We start from the raw sequence: 13,978 nt of genomic DNA, 5'->3' as shown, positions 1-13,978 counted from the left end.
GCGCGCCGGCCAATGCTACAGAATGCCTGACACAGCTTTCTCAGGCTTTTATTGCAAAGTGTGTTGCTCGATGAATTCCATCGGTTGCAGCCCTTCACGACTGACCAGTCGGTTCAGTTCCGACCGTGGCAGGCGAACGGCCAGCAGGCAAGCGCCTTCTTCGTCGTGTTCTTCTTTCTGTACCGCACCCAGCTCGAAAAACTGCGCACGCAGCCGGGCAAAACGCTGCGGCAGCTTCAGGGTGCCGACAAACAGATCATCGCCCAGCAGCTCCGCCACGGCCTGCTTGAGCAGGTCCAGGCCGCTGCCATCGCGGGCCGAGAGCCAGACCCGTTGCGGCTTGCCATCGGCATCGCGCTGGATCTGCGGCTCGACCCCTTCGAGCAAATCGAGTTTGTTGTATACCTCGAGGATCGGCAAGTCCTGGGCCCCGATCTCGCCCAGCACCACCATGACCTGCTCGATCTGCAGCATCCGATCCGGTTCGGCGGCATCGATCACATGCAACAGCAGGTCGGAGTTGCTCGACTCTTCGAGCGTAGCTCGGAAAGCCTCGACCAGCTTGTGTGGCAAATGCCGGATGAAACCCACGGTATCGGCCAGCACGATCGGCCCGAGGTCGTTCAGCTCGAGCCGGCGCAGGGTCGGGTCGAGGGTGGCGAACAATTGGTCGGCGGCGTACACGTCGGATTGGGTGACGTTGTTGAACAGGGTCGATTTGCCGGCGTTGGTATAACCCACCAGTGAAACCGTCGGGATGTCGGCGCGCTTGCGGCCGCGTCGCGACTGCTCGCGCTGGCTGCGGACCTTCTCCAAGCGCCCCTTGATCTGGCGCAGGCGAACCCGCAGCAGACGCCGGTCGGTTTCCAGCTGGGTTTCACCCGGGCCGCGCAGGCCGATACCGCCCTTCTGCCGCTCAAGGTGAGTCCAGCCGCGAACCAGCCGCGTGCTCATGTGTTCAAGCTGGGCCAATTCGACCTGTAGCTTGCCTTCATGGGTACGGGCACGTTGGGCGAAGATATCGAGAATCAGCCCGGTGCGGTCGATCACGCGACACTCGAAGACGCGCTCGAGGTTACGTTCCTGGCTGGGCGTAAGGATGTGGTTGAAGATCACCAGATCGATATGCTCGGCCTTGACCAGGTCGCGCAACTCCTCGACCTTGCCGCTGCCGATCAGGAATTTGGCGGTTGGCCGATGACGCGGCACGTTGAAAAACGCGACGGTCTCGGCGCCGGCCGAAATTGCCAATTCCTGAAACTCCTGCGGATCTTCGCGCGCCTCAGGGTCCTGTCCTTCCAAGTGAACGAGAATAGTCCGCTCACCACCACTGTGGCGCTCAAAGAACAAAGGAGGCTCCTATCAGGCGTTACCCGGTTCAGCGTCACCGCCTTCGGATTCGGTTGCGCTAGGCAGACGAATCGGACGAACCGGCACCACTGTCGAGATAGCGTGCTTGTAGACCATTTGGCTGACGGTATTTTTCAGCAGGATGACGAATTGGTCGAAAGACTCGATCGTGCCTTGCAGTTTGATCCCGTTGACCAGATAGATGGACACCCCAACTTTCTCTTTACGTAAAGTGTTCAAGTAAGGGTCTTGTAGCGAATGCCCTTTTGACATGTGCCGCACTCCTTTAAGGATCAATTATAAAATTCGGAATCAGATGGCTTGGGCCGTCACACCCCCAAGGATAGACGGCAATTGCAAGGACTCAGCTCAATATGGAGATGGTCCCGAGGTATTTCAAGGCGCGTGGCAGATTGTCGCAATCAAGACTGTCGAGCCAATGCAGGTCAGTCCAGCTGCGCAGCCAGGTGAACTGGCGCTTCGCCAATTGACGCGTGGCGATAATCCCCCGCTCGCGCATCTCGGCTGACGTCAGCTTGCCGTCCAGGTAGTCCCAGACTTGTCGATAACCCACCGCACGTATAGACGGCAACCCGGCATGCAGGTCACTTCGCTCACGCAGGGCTACGACCTCGTCTATGAACCCCTGTTCCAACATTAATGTGAATCTTTGTTCAATTCGCCGATGCAGCACTTGCCGGTTCGCCGGAGCGATGGCCAGATTCGCGACAGTATAGGGCAATTGTTGCAGTCCCGAAGCGGCTGCTTCAGTACTTTGCGCAGATTGTCGCTGGCGCAGGGCGGTCATGCTCTGGCCGCTGACCCGATAAACCTCCAGGGCCCGGCTGAGTCGTTGCGGGTCGTTGGGGTGAATGCGCGCTGCGGACTCGGGGTCGATGGCCGCCAATTGCTCGTGAAGCGCTTGCCAGCCAAGGCGCGCGGCCTCTTCTTCGATCTGCGCGCGCACCTCGGGATCGGCCGCCGGCATGTCCGCCAATCCATCGACCAGTGCCTTGTAATACAGCATCGTGCCGCCCACCAGCAGCGGAATCTTGCCCCGCGCGGTGATCTCGGCCATGGCCTGGAGCGCGTCACGCCGAAAATCAGCCGCCGAATAGGCTTCGGCCGGGTCGAGGATATCGATCAGCCGATGAGGGAACTCAGCCAGCAGTTCTTTCGATGGTTTGGCGGTGCCGATGTCCATGCCCCGGTAGACCAGCGCCGAATCGACGCTGATCAACTCGCAAGGCAGGACCTTGGTCAACTCGATGGCCAGGTCGGTCTTGCCGGCGGCGGTCGGGCCCATCAGGAAAATCGCGGGTGGCAACGGGTTCATCAACGACCGCGCAGGAACAGTTTGTCCAGGTCGTCCAGGCCCAATTGGGTCCAGGTCGGCCGGCCATGGTTGCATTGACCGCTGCGCTCGGTGTTTTCCATATCCCGCAGCAGGCCGTTCATTTCCGGCAAGGCCAAGCGCCGATTCGCGCGGATCGCGCCGTGGCAGGCCATGGTGCCGAGCAATTCATTCAAGTGCGCCTGGATCCGGTCGCTGGTGCCGTACTCCATCAGGTCCGCCAGCACGTCGCTGACCAGGCGATTGGCCTCGGCCTGCTTCAACAAGGCCGGGATCTGCCGGATCGCCAGGGTTTCCGGGCCCAAGCGCTGCAATTCAAAGCCCAGGCGCTGGAACCAGCTCACGTGTTCTTCGGCGCAATCGGCTTCACGCTGGCTGACGGCCAGGGATTCGGGGACGAGCAGCGGCTGGCCGCTCAATCCTTCGCTGGCCATGGCGATCTTCAATCGCTCGTACATGATCCGCTCGTGGGCGGCGTGCATGTCCACCAGGACCAGGCCTTGGGCGTTCTCGGAAAGGATGTAGATGCCCTTGAGCTGCGCCAGGGCATAACCCAGCGGCGGGATATCGCCCTGGCCGTCGGGCAACGCCGTCGCCGCGATTTCAGGCAAAGGCTTGAAGAATTCGCGATACGCCGCCTGGGCCTCGGCCGCCGGCACATTCGACTGGGGACGGGGGGCGTATTGATATTGATAACCGCTGCCGGCGCCGCTTCCGGCCGTATTGAAGCTCGGTTGGGGCTGAGGTTGCTCCAGCAGTGCATGGGCGGCCAGGCGCATTTCACCCTGGGGACCGAATTCGCCAGCCTCCAGCCCGGTTGGCCGGACCATGCCGGCCACCGCCGCCGGGGCCGCCAACTGGTCTTCGGGGCGCACATCGCCCAAGGCTCGGTGCAAGGTGCCATAGAGGAAATCGTGGACCATGCGCCCATCACGGAAACGTACTTCATGCTTGGTCGGGTGCACGTTGACGTCCACCACCGAAGGATCGACCTCGAAAAACAGCACGAAAGTCGGGTGCCGACCGTTGAACAGCACATCGCGATAAGCCTGGCGCACCGCGTGGGCCACCAGTTTGTCGCGCACCGCCCGGCCATTCACGTAGAAATACTGCAAGTCCGCCTGGCTGCGGGAGAACGTCGGCAAACCGACCCAACCCCACAGGTGCAGGCCATTGCGCTCCACCTCGATGGGCAACGCCTGCTCCAGGAACCCCGCGCCGCACACCGCCCCCACGCGCCGGGCGCGGGCCGCATCGTCGCGGGCTTCGTGCAGGCTGAGGATGGTCTTGCCGTTGTGGCGCAGATGGAAGGCCACATCAAAACGCGCCAGGGCCAGGCGTTTGATGACTTCTTGCAGGTGATCGAATTCGGTTTTCTCGGCCTTGAGAAATTTACGCCGGGCCGGAGTGTTGAAGAACAGGTCGCGCACTTCCACCGAAGTGCCCACCGGATGGGCGGCGGGCTGTACGTGCGAGGCCATGTCGCGGCCTTCGGTCTCGACCTGCCAGGCCTGGTCGGCGTCGCGGGTGCGGGACGTGAGTGTCAGGCGCGACACCGAGCTGATCGACGCCAGCGCCTCGCCACGAAACCCCAGGCTCATGACCCGTTCGAGGTCTTCCAAGTCACGGATCTTGCTGGTGGCGTGACGCGCCAGGGCCAAGGGCAGGTCGTCAGCCGGAATGCCGCGACCGTCGTCGCGCACCCGCAACAGCTTGACCCCGCCCTGCTCGACATCCACGTCGATGCGCTTGGCCCCGGAGTCGAGGCTGTTTTCCAGCAACTCCTTGATCACCGACGCCGGACGTTCGACCACCTCGCCGGCGGCGATCTGGTTTGCCAGCCGGGGGCTGAGCAGCTCGATACGGGCGTTGCTGCCGTTCGCTTCGTCGCTCATTGCTTGACCGCCACTTCATTGCCCGGAATGGTCAGGGTCTGGCCAATCTTGAGCTCATCGCTCTTGAGATTGTTGGCGCTGCGCAAGGTGGCGGGCGACACCTGGTAGCGCACGGCGATCATCGCCAGGGTTTCGCCCGGACTGACCCGGTGGTCCCGCGGCCCCTGGGCGATCTTGCCGGAATCGCGCAGCCAGGCAATGTAGGTGCCCGGCGGTGGATTCTGCTGGAAGAACTGCCGCACGCCGCTGCTGATGGAGCGGGCCAAGGCCTGTTGGTGGCTCGAAGAGGACAGCTTCGAGGCTTCGTTGGCGTTGGAGATGAACCCGGTTTCCACCAGGATCGATGGGATGTCCGGCGACTTCAGTACCATGAACCCGGCCTGCTCCACGCGTTGCTTGTGCAACGGTGTGACGCGGCCGATGTTGCTCAGTACTTTCTGGCCGACGTTCAGGCTGGACGTCAACGAGGCCGTCATCGACAGGTCGAGCAGGACACCGGCGAGCATCCGGTCCTTGTCGTCGAGGCTGACGTTGCCGGCACCGCCGATCAGGTCGGAACGGTTTTCGCTGTCGGCCAGCCAACGGGCAGTCTCGGAAGTCGCGCCACGGTCGGACAGGGCAAACACCGAGGCGCCGAACGCGGCGGCGGAAGGCGCGGCGTCGGCGTGAATGGAAACGAACAGGTCGGCGCCTTTCTTGCGGGCGATTTCGGTACGGCCGCGCAACGGGATGAAATAGTCCCCCGTGCGGGTCAATTCGGCGCGGAAGCCTTTCATGCCGTTGACCTGGCGCTGCAACTCACGGGCGATGGACAGCACCACGTCTTTTTCGCGCTGCCCACGCGAGCCCGAGGCGCCCGGGTCTTCGCCACCGTGGCCGGCGTCGATCACGACAATGATGTCGCGCTTGCCGGCCGGAGCCGGTGGCAGCTTGATCGCAGGTTCGGTCGGCGTCACCGGAACCGCAGGCACCGTGGCGACATTGGTCGGCGGCGGTGGCGGCGGTGCGGCGTCGGCCGGGTTGTCGAACAGATCGACCACCAGCCGGTTGCCGTACTGGGCGTTCGGGGCCAGGGTGAAGCTTTTGGGCGTCACGGCTTTTTTCAGGTCGATGACCACCCGCAGGTCGGTCGGCGTACGCTGGGCCGAGCGCATCGCGGTAATCGGCGTGTTGGCGGTGGGCACGTTCAGCGGTGCGCCCAGGGACGCACCGTTGATGTCGATCACCAGGCGATCCGGGGCGCTCAGGGTGAATACGCTGTGCTGAACCGGGCCTGTCAGGTCGAACACCAGCCGGGTATTGTCCGGCGCCCGCCACAGGCGAACGCTGTTGACCTTTGTCTCAGCCACAGCATCGACGGCCAGTGCCGTAAGCAACAGTCCTACGACAGCAACCACCGCGCGAAAGCGCATACCAAACCCCATCATCTAATTAGTTTTCCAAAGCCAAGGCGGCACACCACGACTCGCCACGCGAGCCTTGCGGGGTCAGTTTCAATGAACGCCCGCCGTTCTGCGCGCCAATGGTAATGGTCAGGTCGGGCTTTGGCAAAAAGCCTGCACCCTTCTGGGGCCATTCGATCAGGCACAAGGCGTCGTCCTCGAAATAGTCGCGGATGCCGAGGAACTCCAGCTCTTCGGGATCCACCAGTCGGTACAGGTCGAAATGGAAGGCCCGGACGTCGCCAATCTCGTAGGGCTCGACCAAGGTGAACGTAGGACTCTTGACCGAACCGACGTGTCCGAGGCCGCGAATGACACCGCGGGACAGGGTGGTCTTCCCCGCGCCCAGGTCGCCTTCGAGGAAGATCAGGCCATGGCCTGCGGTGATCTGCGCGATGCGGGCGCCAAATTGTGTCATGGCTTGTTCGTCCGCCACGTACAGGATTACTTCAGACACGGTGATTGCTCCTCCAACAACTGACGAATGGCCGGGATCAGATCGGTCGCCGCCAATCCTCGGCCCGCGCGACCGACCTGGACGCCGGCATTGGCATGCAGCCAGACCGCCAGGCAGGCGGCCTCGAATCCTTCCATTCCCTGGGCCAGCAAGGCGCCGACCACCCCGGCGAGCACATCCCCCAGGCCGGCAGTGGCCATGGCCGGATGGCCCTCGCCGCAGACCGCCAGGCGGCCGTCCGGGCTGGCGATGAGGCTGCCGGCGCCCTTGAGGATCACGGTGGCTGCGTATTTTTTGCTCAATGCATGGGCCGCCGCCGGGCGATCGGCCTGCACTTGGGCGGTGGATATTCCCAGCAACCGCGCGGCTTCGCCCGGATGCGGGGTGATGACGCATTGCTCGGGCAGGCTGACCGCGCCGCCGCTCAGCAAGTTCAGCGCGTCGGCATCCCACACCTGGGGCAGCGACACATTGGCCGCCGCCGACAACAGGCTACGCCCCCAAGCGGCCTGACCCAGGCCCGGGCCGACCACCAACACGCTGGCCTGCTTGAGCAAGCCCATCAATTGGTTCGCCGAATGGGTGCCTTGCACCATCACTTCCGGCAGACGCACCAGCGCCGAGGCGACGTGCTCGCTGCGCGTTGCCATCGAAACCATGCCCGCGCCACAGCGCAGGGCGCTTTCAGCGCTCATCTGGATCGCGCCGCCGAAACCTCGGTCGCCGCCAATCAACAGCACATGACCGAACTTGCCTTTGTGGGATGTGGGGACTCGAGGCGCCAGCCGCGGCAGATTATGCGGCAAGAGCAATCGAGCACTGGCAGGCGCCGACTCGACGAGGTCAGGGTCCGCGTGCAGGTCGTTGAACACCCACTCACCCACTCGATCCGCTGCATCCCCGGTGAACAGGCCAAGCTTGAGGCCAATGAACGTCACGGTCAGGTCAGCCGCTACCGCAGTTCCCAGCACGCGACCGGTGTCGGCACACAAGCCAGAGGGGATATCCACCGCCGCCACCGGCAAACCGCTGACATTGATCGTATCGATCGCGCGGACATACGGTTCGCGCACTTCGCCAGTCGTCCCGGTGCCAAGCAACGCGTCGAGCAACACACCACGCAATTCGGAATCGTCCGCCCAGGGCTCCACCGGCACACCGACCGCCACCGCCTCGGCATGGGCATTGGCGGCGTCTCCCAGCAAGCGCCGGGGCTCGCCCACCGCCAGCACCCGCACCGACCAGCCGGCGCGGCGGGCCAAGGCGGCCACCAGATAACCATCACCGGCATTGTTGCCGTGGCCGGCCAACACGGTCAGTTCGGTCGCTTCGGGCCAGCGCCGGACGATCGCTCGCCAGGTGGCGCGAGCGGCACGCTGCATCAATTCAAAGCCGCTGGTACCTGCCGCGATCAGTTGTGCATCGAGGGCCCGGACCTGCGCGGCGCTGTACAGCGCGTCGGGAAAATCATCTTTAGTGTGCGGCATGCGTCTTCGGGCTCCGATGTCTGGCAGAATTATACGCATCTCAGCTCCGGTTTCTCTCGCCTCATGCCTGCCATTCCCACAGACCTTGCCACCCTCGCCCAATCCATCAAGGACTGGGGCCGCGAACTGGGTTTCCAGCAGGTCGGCATCAGCGGCCTGGACCTCGCCGAGCACGAGCAACATCTGCAACGCTGGCTCGAGGCCGGCTACCACGGCGAAATGGATTACATGGGCGCCCACGGCAGCAAGCGGTCGCACCCTGAGGAACTGGTGCCCGGCACATTGCGCGTGGTGTCCCTGCGCATGGATTACCTGCCGGGCGACACACAAATGGCCCAACTGCTCGCCGAACCGGAAAAAGCCTACGTCTCGCGTTATGCGTTGGGCCGCGATTACCACAAATTGATCCGTAAACGCGTGCAACAACTGGCGGAAAAAATCCAGGCGGTCATCGGCCCTTTCGGCTACCGCGCCTTCGTCGACAGTGCGCCGGTACTGGAAAAAGCCATTGCCGAGCAGGCCGGCCTGGGCTGGATCGGCAAAAACACCCTGGTGTTGAACCGCAAGGCCGGCAGTTATTTTTTCTTGAGCGAGCTGTTTGTCGACCTGCCGCTGCCGGTGGATCCGCCCCACGGCACCGAGCATTGCGGAAAATGCACCGCCTGCCTGGACATCTGCCCTACCAATGCTTTCGTCGGCCCTTACGTATTGGACGCCCGGCGGTGCATTTCCTACCTCACCATCGAATTGAAGAATGCCATCCCGGAAGAGCTGCGGCCGTTGATCGGCAACCGGGTGTTCGGCTGCGATGACTGCCAGATCGTCTGCCCCTGGAACCGCTTCGCCCGGCCGTCCGGTGAGAGCGACTTCAAGCCGCGCCATAACCTGGACAATGCCGGACTCGCCGAGTTGTTCCTGTGGGACGAGGAAAAATTCCTCAGCAGCACCGAAGGCTCGCCCTTGCGTCGCGCCGGTTACGAACGCTGGTTGCGCAACCTCGCGGTGGGCCTGGGCAATGCGCCGTCAACGATTCCCGTGCTGCAAGCACTGGAGGCGCGGCGCGACTATCCATCGGAACTGGTGCGCGAGCATGTGGAATGGGCGTTGCGCCAGCACGCCGAGCGTCAGACTTCGTCGTTGTAGACGAACTTTGGCATTTCCCAGTGGAAGCGGATTGCCAGGAGCCGCAGCAGGAAACCGCCGAACAAGGTGATGAGGATCGCCTGTTCGTTCGGCAGTTGCAGGAAGACACACAATAGATAACACCACGCCGCGGCGAACGAGACGCTGGCGTAGAGTTCGCGGCGGAAGATCAAGGGAATGTCGTTGCAGAAGATATCCCGCAGGATGCCGCCAAACACACCGGTAATCACTCCACTGACCGAGGCCACCAACATGCCATGGCCCATTTCCAGGGCCGTCATGCAGCCGATCAGGGTAAATGCCACCAGGCCCACGGCATCGAGCACCAGGAACAACGAGCGCAGATGGCGCATCCAGCGCGCCAGGAACACCGTCAGCATCGCCGCTGCGGTGGTCAGCACCAGGTATTCCGGATGCTTGACCCACGTCAGCGGGTAGTGACCGAGCAGCACGTCGCGAACCGAGCCACCACCCAGCGCCGTGACACAGGCGATCAGCACCACGCCGAACCAATCCATGCCCCGCCGCCCGGCGGATAGCGCGCCGGTCATGGCTTCGGCGGTAATGGCGATCAGATACAGCATCAGCAACATGATGGCGGTCCTTACAAGAAGGCGCGCAGTCTAGCCAGTTTGGGCCGGCACCAAAAGAGGGCAAGGTCCCGCCTCCTGCCTGAGCGTGGCGAGGGGATTTATCCCCGCTGGGCTGCAAAGCAGCCCCAAATACAATCAACACCGACCGGCCTGACACAACCAAACATCAGGTCGAGGGGCTGCTCCGCAGCCCAACGGGGATAAATCCCCTCGCCACAAAAGCTTGCCCGCCAGTCGCTTGGGGTAGCTCAGAACTTGATGAAGTGCTTGCGGTAATGCTGCAGCTCGGCGATGGATTCACGGATGTCGTCCAGGGCCAGGTGCGTGCTGCCTTTCTGGAAACTGTCGCGAACCTCAGGGGCCCAGCGGGCAGCCAACTCCTTCAGGGTCGAGACGTCGAGGTTGCGGTAATGGAAATAGCTTTCCAGGGATTTCATGTGGGTATACAGGAAGCGACGGTCCTGGCAGATGCTGTTGCCACAGATCGGCGACTTGCCTCTTGGCACCCACTGCTCCAGGAAGGCGATGGTCTGTGCCTCAGCCTCGGCCATGCTGATCTTGCTCTCGCGAACGCGCTGGGTCAGGCCCGAGCCGCCGTGCTGGCGCGTGTTCCACTCGTCCATGCCGGCGAGGATTTCGTCGCTGTGATGAATCGCGATCACCGGCCCTTCGGCCAGGGTGTTGAGGTCGCTGTCAGTGACGATGGTGGCCATCTCGATGATGACATCGGTGTCAGGGTTCAGACCGGTCATTTCCAGGTCGATCCAGATCAGGTTCTGCGGGTTTTGCATGGGGGAGCTCCTCGGCTTAGCTGCGCAGTTTAGCCTAGGCAGCGTCTCGGGCGTGCTAAACTCGCGGCCGTTTTACCCTATTCGCTGCATTTCTTCATACGGAACACCCATGGCCAAACGCCAACTCAATCGTCGTCAGAACTGGCGCATCGAAAAGATCCAGGGCGAGCGCGCCGCCCGTGCCGCCAAACGCGAATCCAGTGCGGTCGAAGCCCTGGAGGGGGGCGACCTGGGTCCTGAACAGACCGGCCTGGTGATCGCTCACTTTGGTGTGCAAGTCGAAGTCGAGGCCCAGGAAGGCGAACTGGCCGGCCAGGTATTCCGTTGCCACTTGCGTGCCAACCTGCCGGCGCTGGTGACCGGCGACCAAGTGGTCTGGCGTGCCGGCAACCAGGGCATCGGCGTGATCGTCGCGCAATTGCCGCGTCACACCGAGCTGTGCCGTCCGGACAGCCGGGGCCAGCTCAAGCCGGTGGCGGCCAACGTCGACATGATCGTCATCGTGTTCGCCCCGTTGCCCGAGCCTCACGCCAACCTGATCGACCGCTACCTGGTGGCGGCCGAACACGCCGGCATCCGCCCGCTGCTGCTGCTCAACAAATTCGACCTGATCGACGAGCACAACGCCCCGGCGCTGAACGCCTTGCTGTCGGTCTATCGGGACCTCGGTTATCCGGTGCTGGAGGTCTCGGCCCATCACGGCAACGGCATGGAGCAATTGCAACGGCAGCTGGACGGGCGCATCAGCGTGTTCGTCGGCCAGTCCGGGGTCGGCAAGTCTTCCCTGGTCAACAGCCTGCTGCCGGAGGTCGAGACCCGCGTCGGGCCGTTGTCCGAACTGTCCGGCCAGGGCACCCACACCACCACCACCGCGCGGTTGTTCCACTTCCCTGGCGGCGGTGAATTGATCGACTCACCCGGTATCCGCGAATTCGGCCTGGGCCATGTCAGCCGGGCCGATGTCGAAGCCGGGTTCATCGAGTTCAACGAGCTGATCGGCACCTGCCGCTTCCGCGACTGCAAGCACGACCGCGAGCCCGGGTGCGCCTTGCTCAAGGCCTTGGAAGAAGGCCGTGTGCACCAGCAACGGATGAACAGCTACCGCTCGATCATCGCCAGCTTGCCGGAGAGCAGTTACTGAGTTGGCTGGACGCCTTTGTGGCGAGGGAGCTTGCTCCCTCGCCACAAAGGCAAGCAAGTCTCAAGCAAACCGATACCCACAAAAAAGCCGACATCGATGTCGGCTTTTTTGTGGGTCACTGCGCTGGCGGCTCCGCCGGTTTTGGCGCGGCGTCATCGAACAGGTTCAGGCGTTCTCGCAATTCATGGGCCGGCACGGGCTGTTGGTCCGCCGGCAGCGCGTTCGGATCCGCCGCCGCGCCGGGTGTTGTCGCCGGCGCTTCGCCTGGAGCGCCTTGGCCCTGGGCAGGGTCTGGCGTTGGATCGTCGGTCTGCGAGCCCTCGATGGCTTTCTGCGCCTTCTTGGTCAACACCACGATATCGATACGCCGGTTGACCGGGTTGAACGGGTCTTTGCGATCGAACAGCGCCGAAGATGCATAACCGACCACCCGAGCCACTTGCTCATCCGGATAGCTGCCCGCCACCAAGGCACGTCGTGCCGCGTTGGCGCGGTTGGCCGACAACTCCCAGTTACCGAAATCACCTTTGCCCACGTAAGGCTTGGCATCGGTGTGACCGCTGATACTGATCTTGTTCGGCACCGCCTTGATGGTGTCGGCCATGGCCAGCAGGATGTCTTCGAAATACGGTTTGAGCCGCGCGCTGCCAGAGTCGAACATCGGACGGTTGTCGGCGTCCATGATCTGGATACGCAGGCCGTTCGGCGTGATCTCGAACAGGATCTGGTCCTTGAACTTCTGCAGCTCGGGATTCTCTTCGACCTTGTTCTGCAACTCTTGCAGGAGCAATTCCAGGCGCTCGCGCTCGACCTGCTCGGCCATGCCCTCGGCCTCATTGGCGTCGACGGTCGCCTTGTCGGGCTGGGGCTGGGACTTGACCTCGGGGTTGAGGGTATTTTCCGGCGCCAGGACGGGCGAACCGCCCAGATCAATGATGTACGGCGTACCGCTCTCGGAAAAACCGACCGGGTCCTTGAAGTAACCGGCGATGGCGATCTTCTGTTCCGGCGTCGCAGTGGACAGCAGCCACAACACCAGGAAGAACGCCATCATCGCCGTGGCGAAGTCGGCGAAGGCGATTTTCCAGGCGCCGCCATGGTGCCCGCCGGCAATGCGCTTGACGCGCTTGACGATGATCGGCTGGTTATTTTCCATAACGAGTGCTCTGCTTCACAAATACTGTTCCATTTTGACGGTGCCTGTTGCTGCCATACTGCGTTGCCGCTCCTCGCCATAGCGGGCTATGACTCGTCGCGGCGCCTTGTCTGGCAGCAACAGTCACTCGCCAAAAAAGGAACGTATTTGTAAAGCAAAGCACTAGCGACCGCGAACCGCTTGTTCCAGCTCGGCAAAGCTTGGACGGTGCGCCGGGTAGAGGACCTTGCGACCGAACTCCACCGCCAGGGATGGCGGCATGCCCGAGGCCGAGGCCACCAGGGAAGCCTTGATGGCTTCGTAGACGTTGAGTTCTTCCTTGGCATCGTGGGCCAGGGAGTGGGCCAGCGGGCCGAAGAAGCCATACGCCGCCAAGATACCGAAGAACGTACCCACCAGTGCGGCACCCACGTGCAGGCCGATGGAGGCCTGGTCGCCCTCGCCCAGGGACGCCATGGTCACCACGATACCCAATACCGCCGCAACGATACCGAAGCCGGGCATGCCGTCGGCGATGCCGTTGACCGCGTGGGATGGGTGCTCCAAGTCTTCCTTGAGGCTGTACAGCTCCATGTCGAACAAGCCTTCCAGTTCGTGGGGCGCCATATTGCCGGACGACATGATGCGCAGGTAATCGCAGATGAACGCCGTCATGCGCTCGTCCTTCAGCACCGAAGGGTACTTGGCGAAGATCGGGCTGGCAGCGGCGTCTTCGATATCGCCCTCGATCGCCATCATGCCTTCGCGACGACTCTTGTTGAGGATCTCGTAGACCAGCCCCAGCACCTCCAGATAGAAGGTGTGGCTGAAGCGCGAGCCAAACATGCTCAAGGATTTCTTGAGGACATGCATGGTCATGTAGCCAGGGTTCGCCTGGAGGAATGCGCCAAGGGCGGCGCCGCCGATGATCATCACCTCGAAAGGTTGGATCAGGGCTGCGATCTTGCCATGGGAAAGCACGTATCCGCCGAGCACGCTCGCGAACACGACAATGATGCCGATAATTTTAGCCATAGATAGAAAGTACTTATTTAAGTCGGGTTCAAGGTCATATTCGGAAGCTGAAAAATCTCTTCTTCTACTTATCGGCAAAACTGCGCCAGACTATAGCCAGTTCCGGCGAAAAGCCAATTTTGCCCCGCTCCGGGCGCAGATACCCATGCGATGAT

General features: G+C 62.6%; 13 protein-coding genes. 2 read left to right on the top strand and 11 right to left on the bottom strand.

Annotated elements, in window-relative coordinates:
- Window positions 1–48: 48 nt before the first annotated feature.
- From hflX to JMN22_RS06665, 7 genes are all read right to left on the bottom strand, one after another.
- Window positions 49–1,350 (bottom strand): ribosome rescue GTPase HflX, encoded by a 1,302-nt coding sequence (gene hflX / locus JMN22_RS06695; protein ID WP_030140162.1) that lies wholly within the window; start codon window positions 1,348–1,350, stop codon window positions 49–51.
- Between the two features lie 12 nt (window positions 1,351–1,362).
- The gene (gene hfq / locus JMN22_RS06690) at window positions 1,363–1,623 is read right to left on the bottom strand and encodes an RNA chaperone Hfq (RefSeq protein WP_003186419.1); all 261 of its coding nucleotides are present in this window, start codon (window positions 1,621–1,623) and stop codon (window positions 1,363–1,365) included.
- A gap of 91 nt (window positions 1,624–1,714) precedes the next feature.
- Window positions 1,715–2,686, bottom strand: a complete 972-nt coding sequence (gene miaA / locus JMN22_RS06685) for a tRNA (adenosine(37)-N6)-dimethylallyltransferase MiaA (RefSeq protein WP_198797215.1) — start codon at window positions 2,684–2,686, stop codon at window positions 1,715–1,717.
- On the bottom strand, window positions 2,686–4,599 hold the full coding sequence (gene mutL, locus JMN22_RS06680) for a DNA mismatch repair endonuclease MutL (RefSeq protein WP_198797216.1): 1,914 nt from the start codon (window positions 4,597–4,599) through the stop codon (window positions 2,686–2,688). Before mutL ends, miaA begins: the two co-directional genes overlap by 1 nt.
- Complete coding sequence (locus JMN22_RS06675) at window positions 4,596–6,026, bottom strand: N-acetylmuramoyl-L-alanine amidase (RefSeq protein ID WP_030140165.1); 1,431 nt, start codon at window positions 6,024–6,026, stop codon at window positions 4,596–4,598. Before JMN22_RS06675 ends, mutL begins: the two co-directional genes overlap by 4 nt.
- Window positions 6,027–6,030: 4 nt before the next feature.
- On the bottom strand, window positions 6,031–6,498 hold the full coding sequence (gene tsaE / locus JMN22_RS06670) for a tRNA (adenosine(37)-N6)-threonylcarbamoyltransferase complex ATPase subunit type 1 TsaE (protein WP_198797217.1): 468 nt from the start codon (window positions 6,496–6,498) through the stop codon (window positions 6,031–6,033).
- The gene (locus JMN22_RS06665; protein WP_198797218.1) at window positions 6,486–7,985 is read right to left on the bottom strand and encodes an NAD(P)H-hydrate dehydratase; all 1,500 of its coding nucleotides are present in this window, start codon (window positions 7,983–7,985) and stop codon (window positions 6,486–6,488) included. Before JMN22_RS06665 ends, tsaE begins: the two co-directional genes overlap by 13 nt.
- A gap of 63 nt (window positions 7,986–8,048) precedes the next feature.
- Between JMN22_RS06665 and queG the strand changes: the two genes are divergently transcribed.
- A complete protein-coding gene (queG, locus tag JMN22_RS06660; RefSeq protein ID WP_198797219.1) occupies window positions 8,049–9,128 on the top strand; it encodes a tRNA epoxyqueuosine(34) reductase QueG in 1,080 nt (359 codons plus the stop codon).
- On the opposite strand, the gene JMN22_RS06655 is transcribed toward queG, so the two are convergent.
- On the bottom strand, window positions 9,110–9,724 hold the full coding sequence (locus JMN22_RS06655) for a trimeric intracellular cation channel family protein (protein ID WP_170866829.1): 615 nt from the start codon (window positions 9,722–9,724) through the stop codon (window positions 9,110–9,112). The two genes, queG and JMN22_RS06655, sit on opposite strands and share 19 nt — an antisense overlap.
- Before the next feature lie 245 nt (window positions 9,725–9,969).
- Window positions 9,970–10,512 (bottom strand): oligoribonuclease, encoded by a 543-nt coding sequence (orn, locus tag JMN22_RS06650; RefSeq protein WP_030140170.1) that lies wholly within the window; start codon window positions 10,510–10,512, stop codon window positions 9,970–9,972.
- A gap of 109 nt (window positions 10,513–10,621) precedes the next feature.
- On the opposite strand from orn, the gene rsgA reads away from it, so the two are divergent.
- A complete protein-coding gene (gene rsgA / locus JMN22_RS06645) occupies window positions 10,622–11,653 on the top strand; it encodes a small ribosomal subunit biogenesis GTPase RsgA (RefSeq protein ID WP_053117887.1) in 1,032 nt (343 codons plus the stop codon).
- Between the two features lie 115 nt (window positions 11,654–11,768).
- On the opposite strand, the gene motB is transcribed toward rsgA, so the two are convergent.
- Together motB and motA are read right to left on the bottom strand one after the other, a co-directional pair.
- Window positions 11,769–12,809 carry a flagellar motor protein MotB gene (gene motB, locus JMN22_RS06640; RefSeq protein WP_198797220.1) on the bottom strand — a complete coding sequence of 347 codons (1,041 nt, stop codon included), beginning with the start codon at window positions 12,807–12,809 and terminating at the stop codon, window positions 11,769–11,771.
- Between the two features lie 162 nt (window positions 12,810–12,971).
- On the bottom strand, window positions 12,972–13,823 hold the full coding sequence (gene motA, locus JMN22_RS06635; protein WP_198797221.1) for a flagellar motor stator protein MotA: 852 nt from the start codon (window positions 13,821–13,823) through the stop codon (window positions 12,972–12,974).
- Between the last annotated feature and the right edge of the window lie 155 nt (window positions 13,824–13,978).

Origin of the sequence: Pseudomonas sp. HB05 (assembly GCF_016756915.1) — a bacterium.
Lineage (GTDB): Bacteria > Pseudomonadota > Gammaproteobacteria > Pseudomonadales > Pseudomonadaceae > Aquipseudomonas > Aquipseudomonas alvandae.
Note: the sequence above shows the minus strand (reverse complement) of the source record. Positions and strands in the feature narration are given on the sequence as shown.

Coding starts and splice junctions, on each gene's coding strand:
- orn (WP_030140170.1), bottom strand. CDS start 10,512: ATGCAAAACCCGCAGAACCTGATCTGGATCGACCTGGAAATGACCGGT.
- queG (WP_198797219.1), top strand. CDS start 8,049: ATGCCTGCCATTCCCACAGACCTTGCCACCCTCGCCCAATCCATCAAG.
- JMN22_RS06665 (WP_198797218.1), bottom strand. CDS start 7,985: ATGCCGCACACTAAAGATGATTTTCCCGACGCGCTGTACAGCGCCGCG.
- hfq (WP_003186419.1), bottom strand. CDS start 1,623: ATGTCAAAAGGGCATTCGCTACAAGACCCTTACTTGAACACTTTACGT.
- mutL (WP_198797216.1), bottom strand. CDS start 4,599: ATGAGCGACGAAGCGAACGGCAGCAACGCCCGTATCGAGCTGCTCAGC.
- miaA (WP_198797215.1), bottom strand. CDS start 2,686: ATGAACCCGTTGCCACCCGCGATTTTCCTGATGGGCCCGACCGCCGCC.
- motB (WP_198797220.1), bottom strand. CDS start 12,809: ATGGAAAATAACCAGCCGATCATCGTCAAGCGCGTCAAGCGCATTGCC.
- rsgA (WP_053117887.1), top strand. CDS start 10,622: ATGGCCAAACGCCAACTCAATCGTCGTCAGAACTGGCGCATCGAAAAG.
- JMN22_RS06675 (WP_030140165.1), bottom strand. CDS start 6,026: ATGATGGGGTTTGGTATGCGCTTTCGCGCGGTGGTTGCTGTCGTAGGA.
- motA (WP_198797221.1), bottom strand. CDS start 13,823: ATGGCTAAAATTATCGGCATCATTGTCGTGTTCGCGAGCGTGCTCGGC.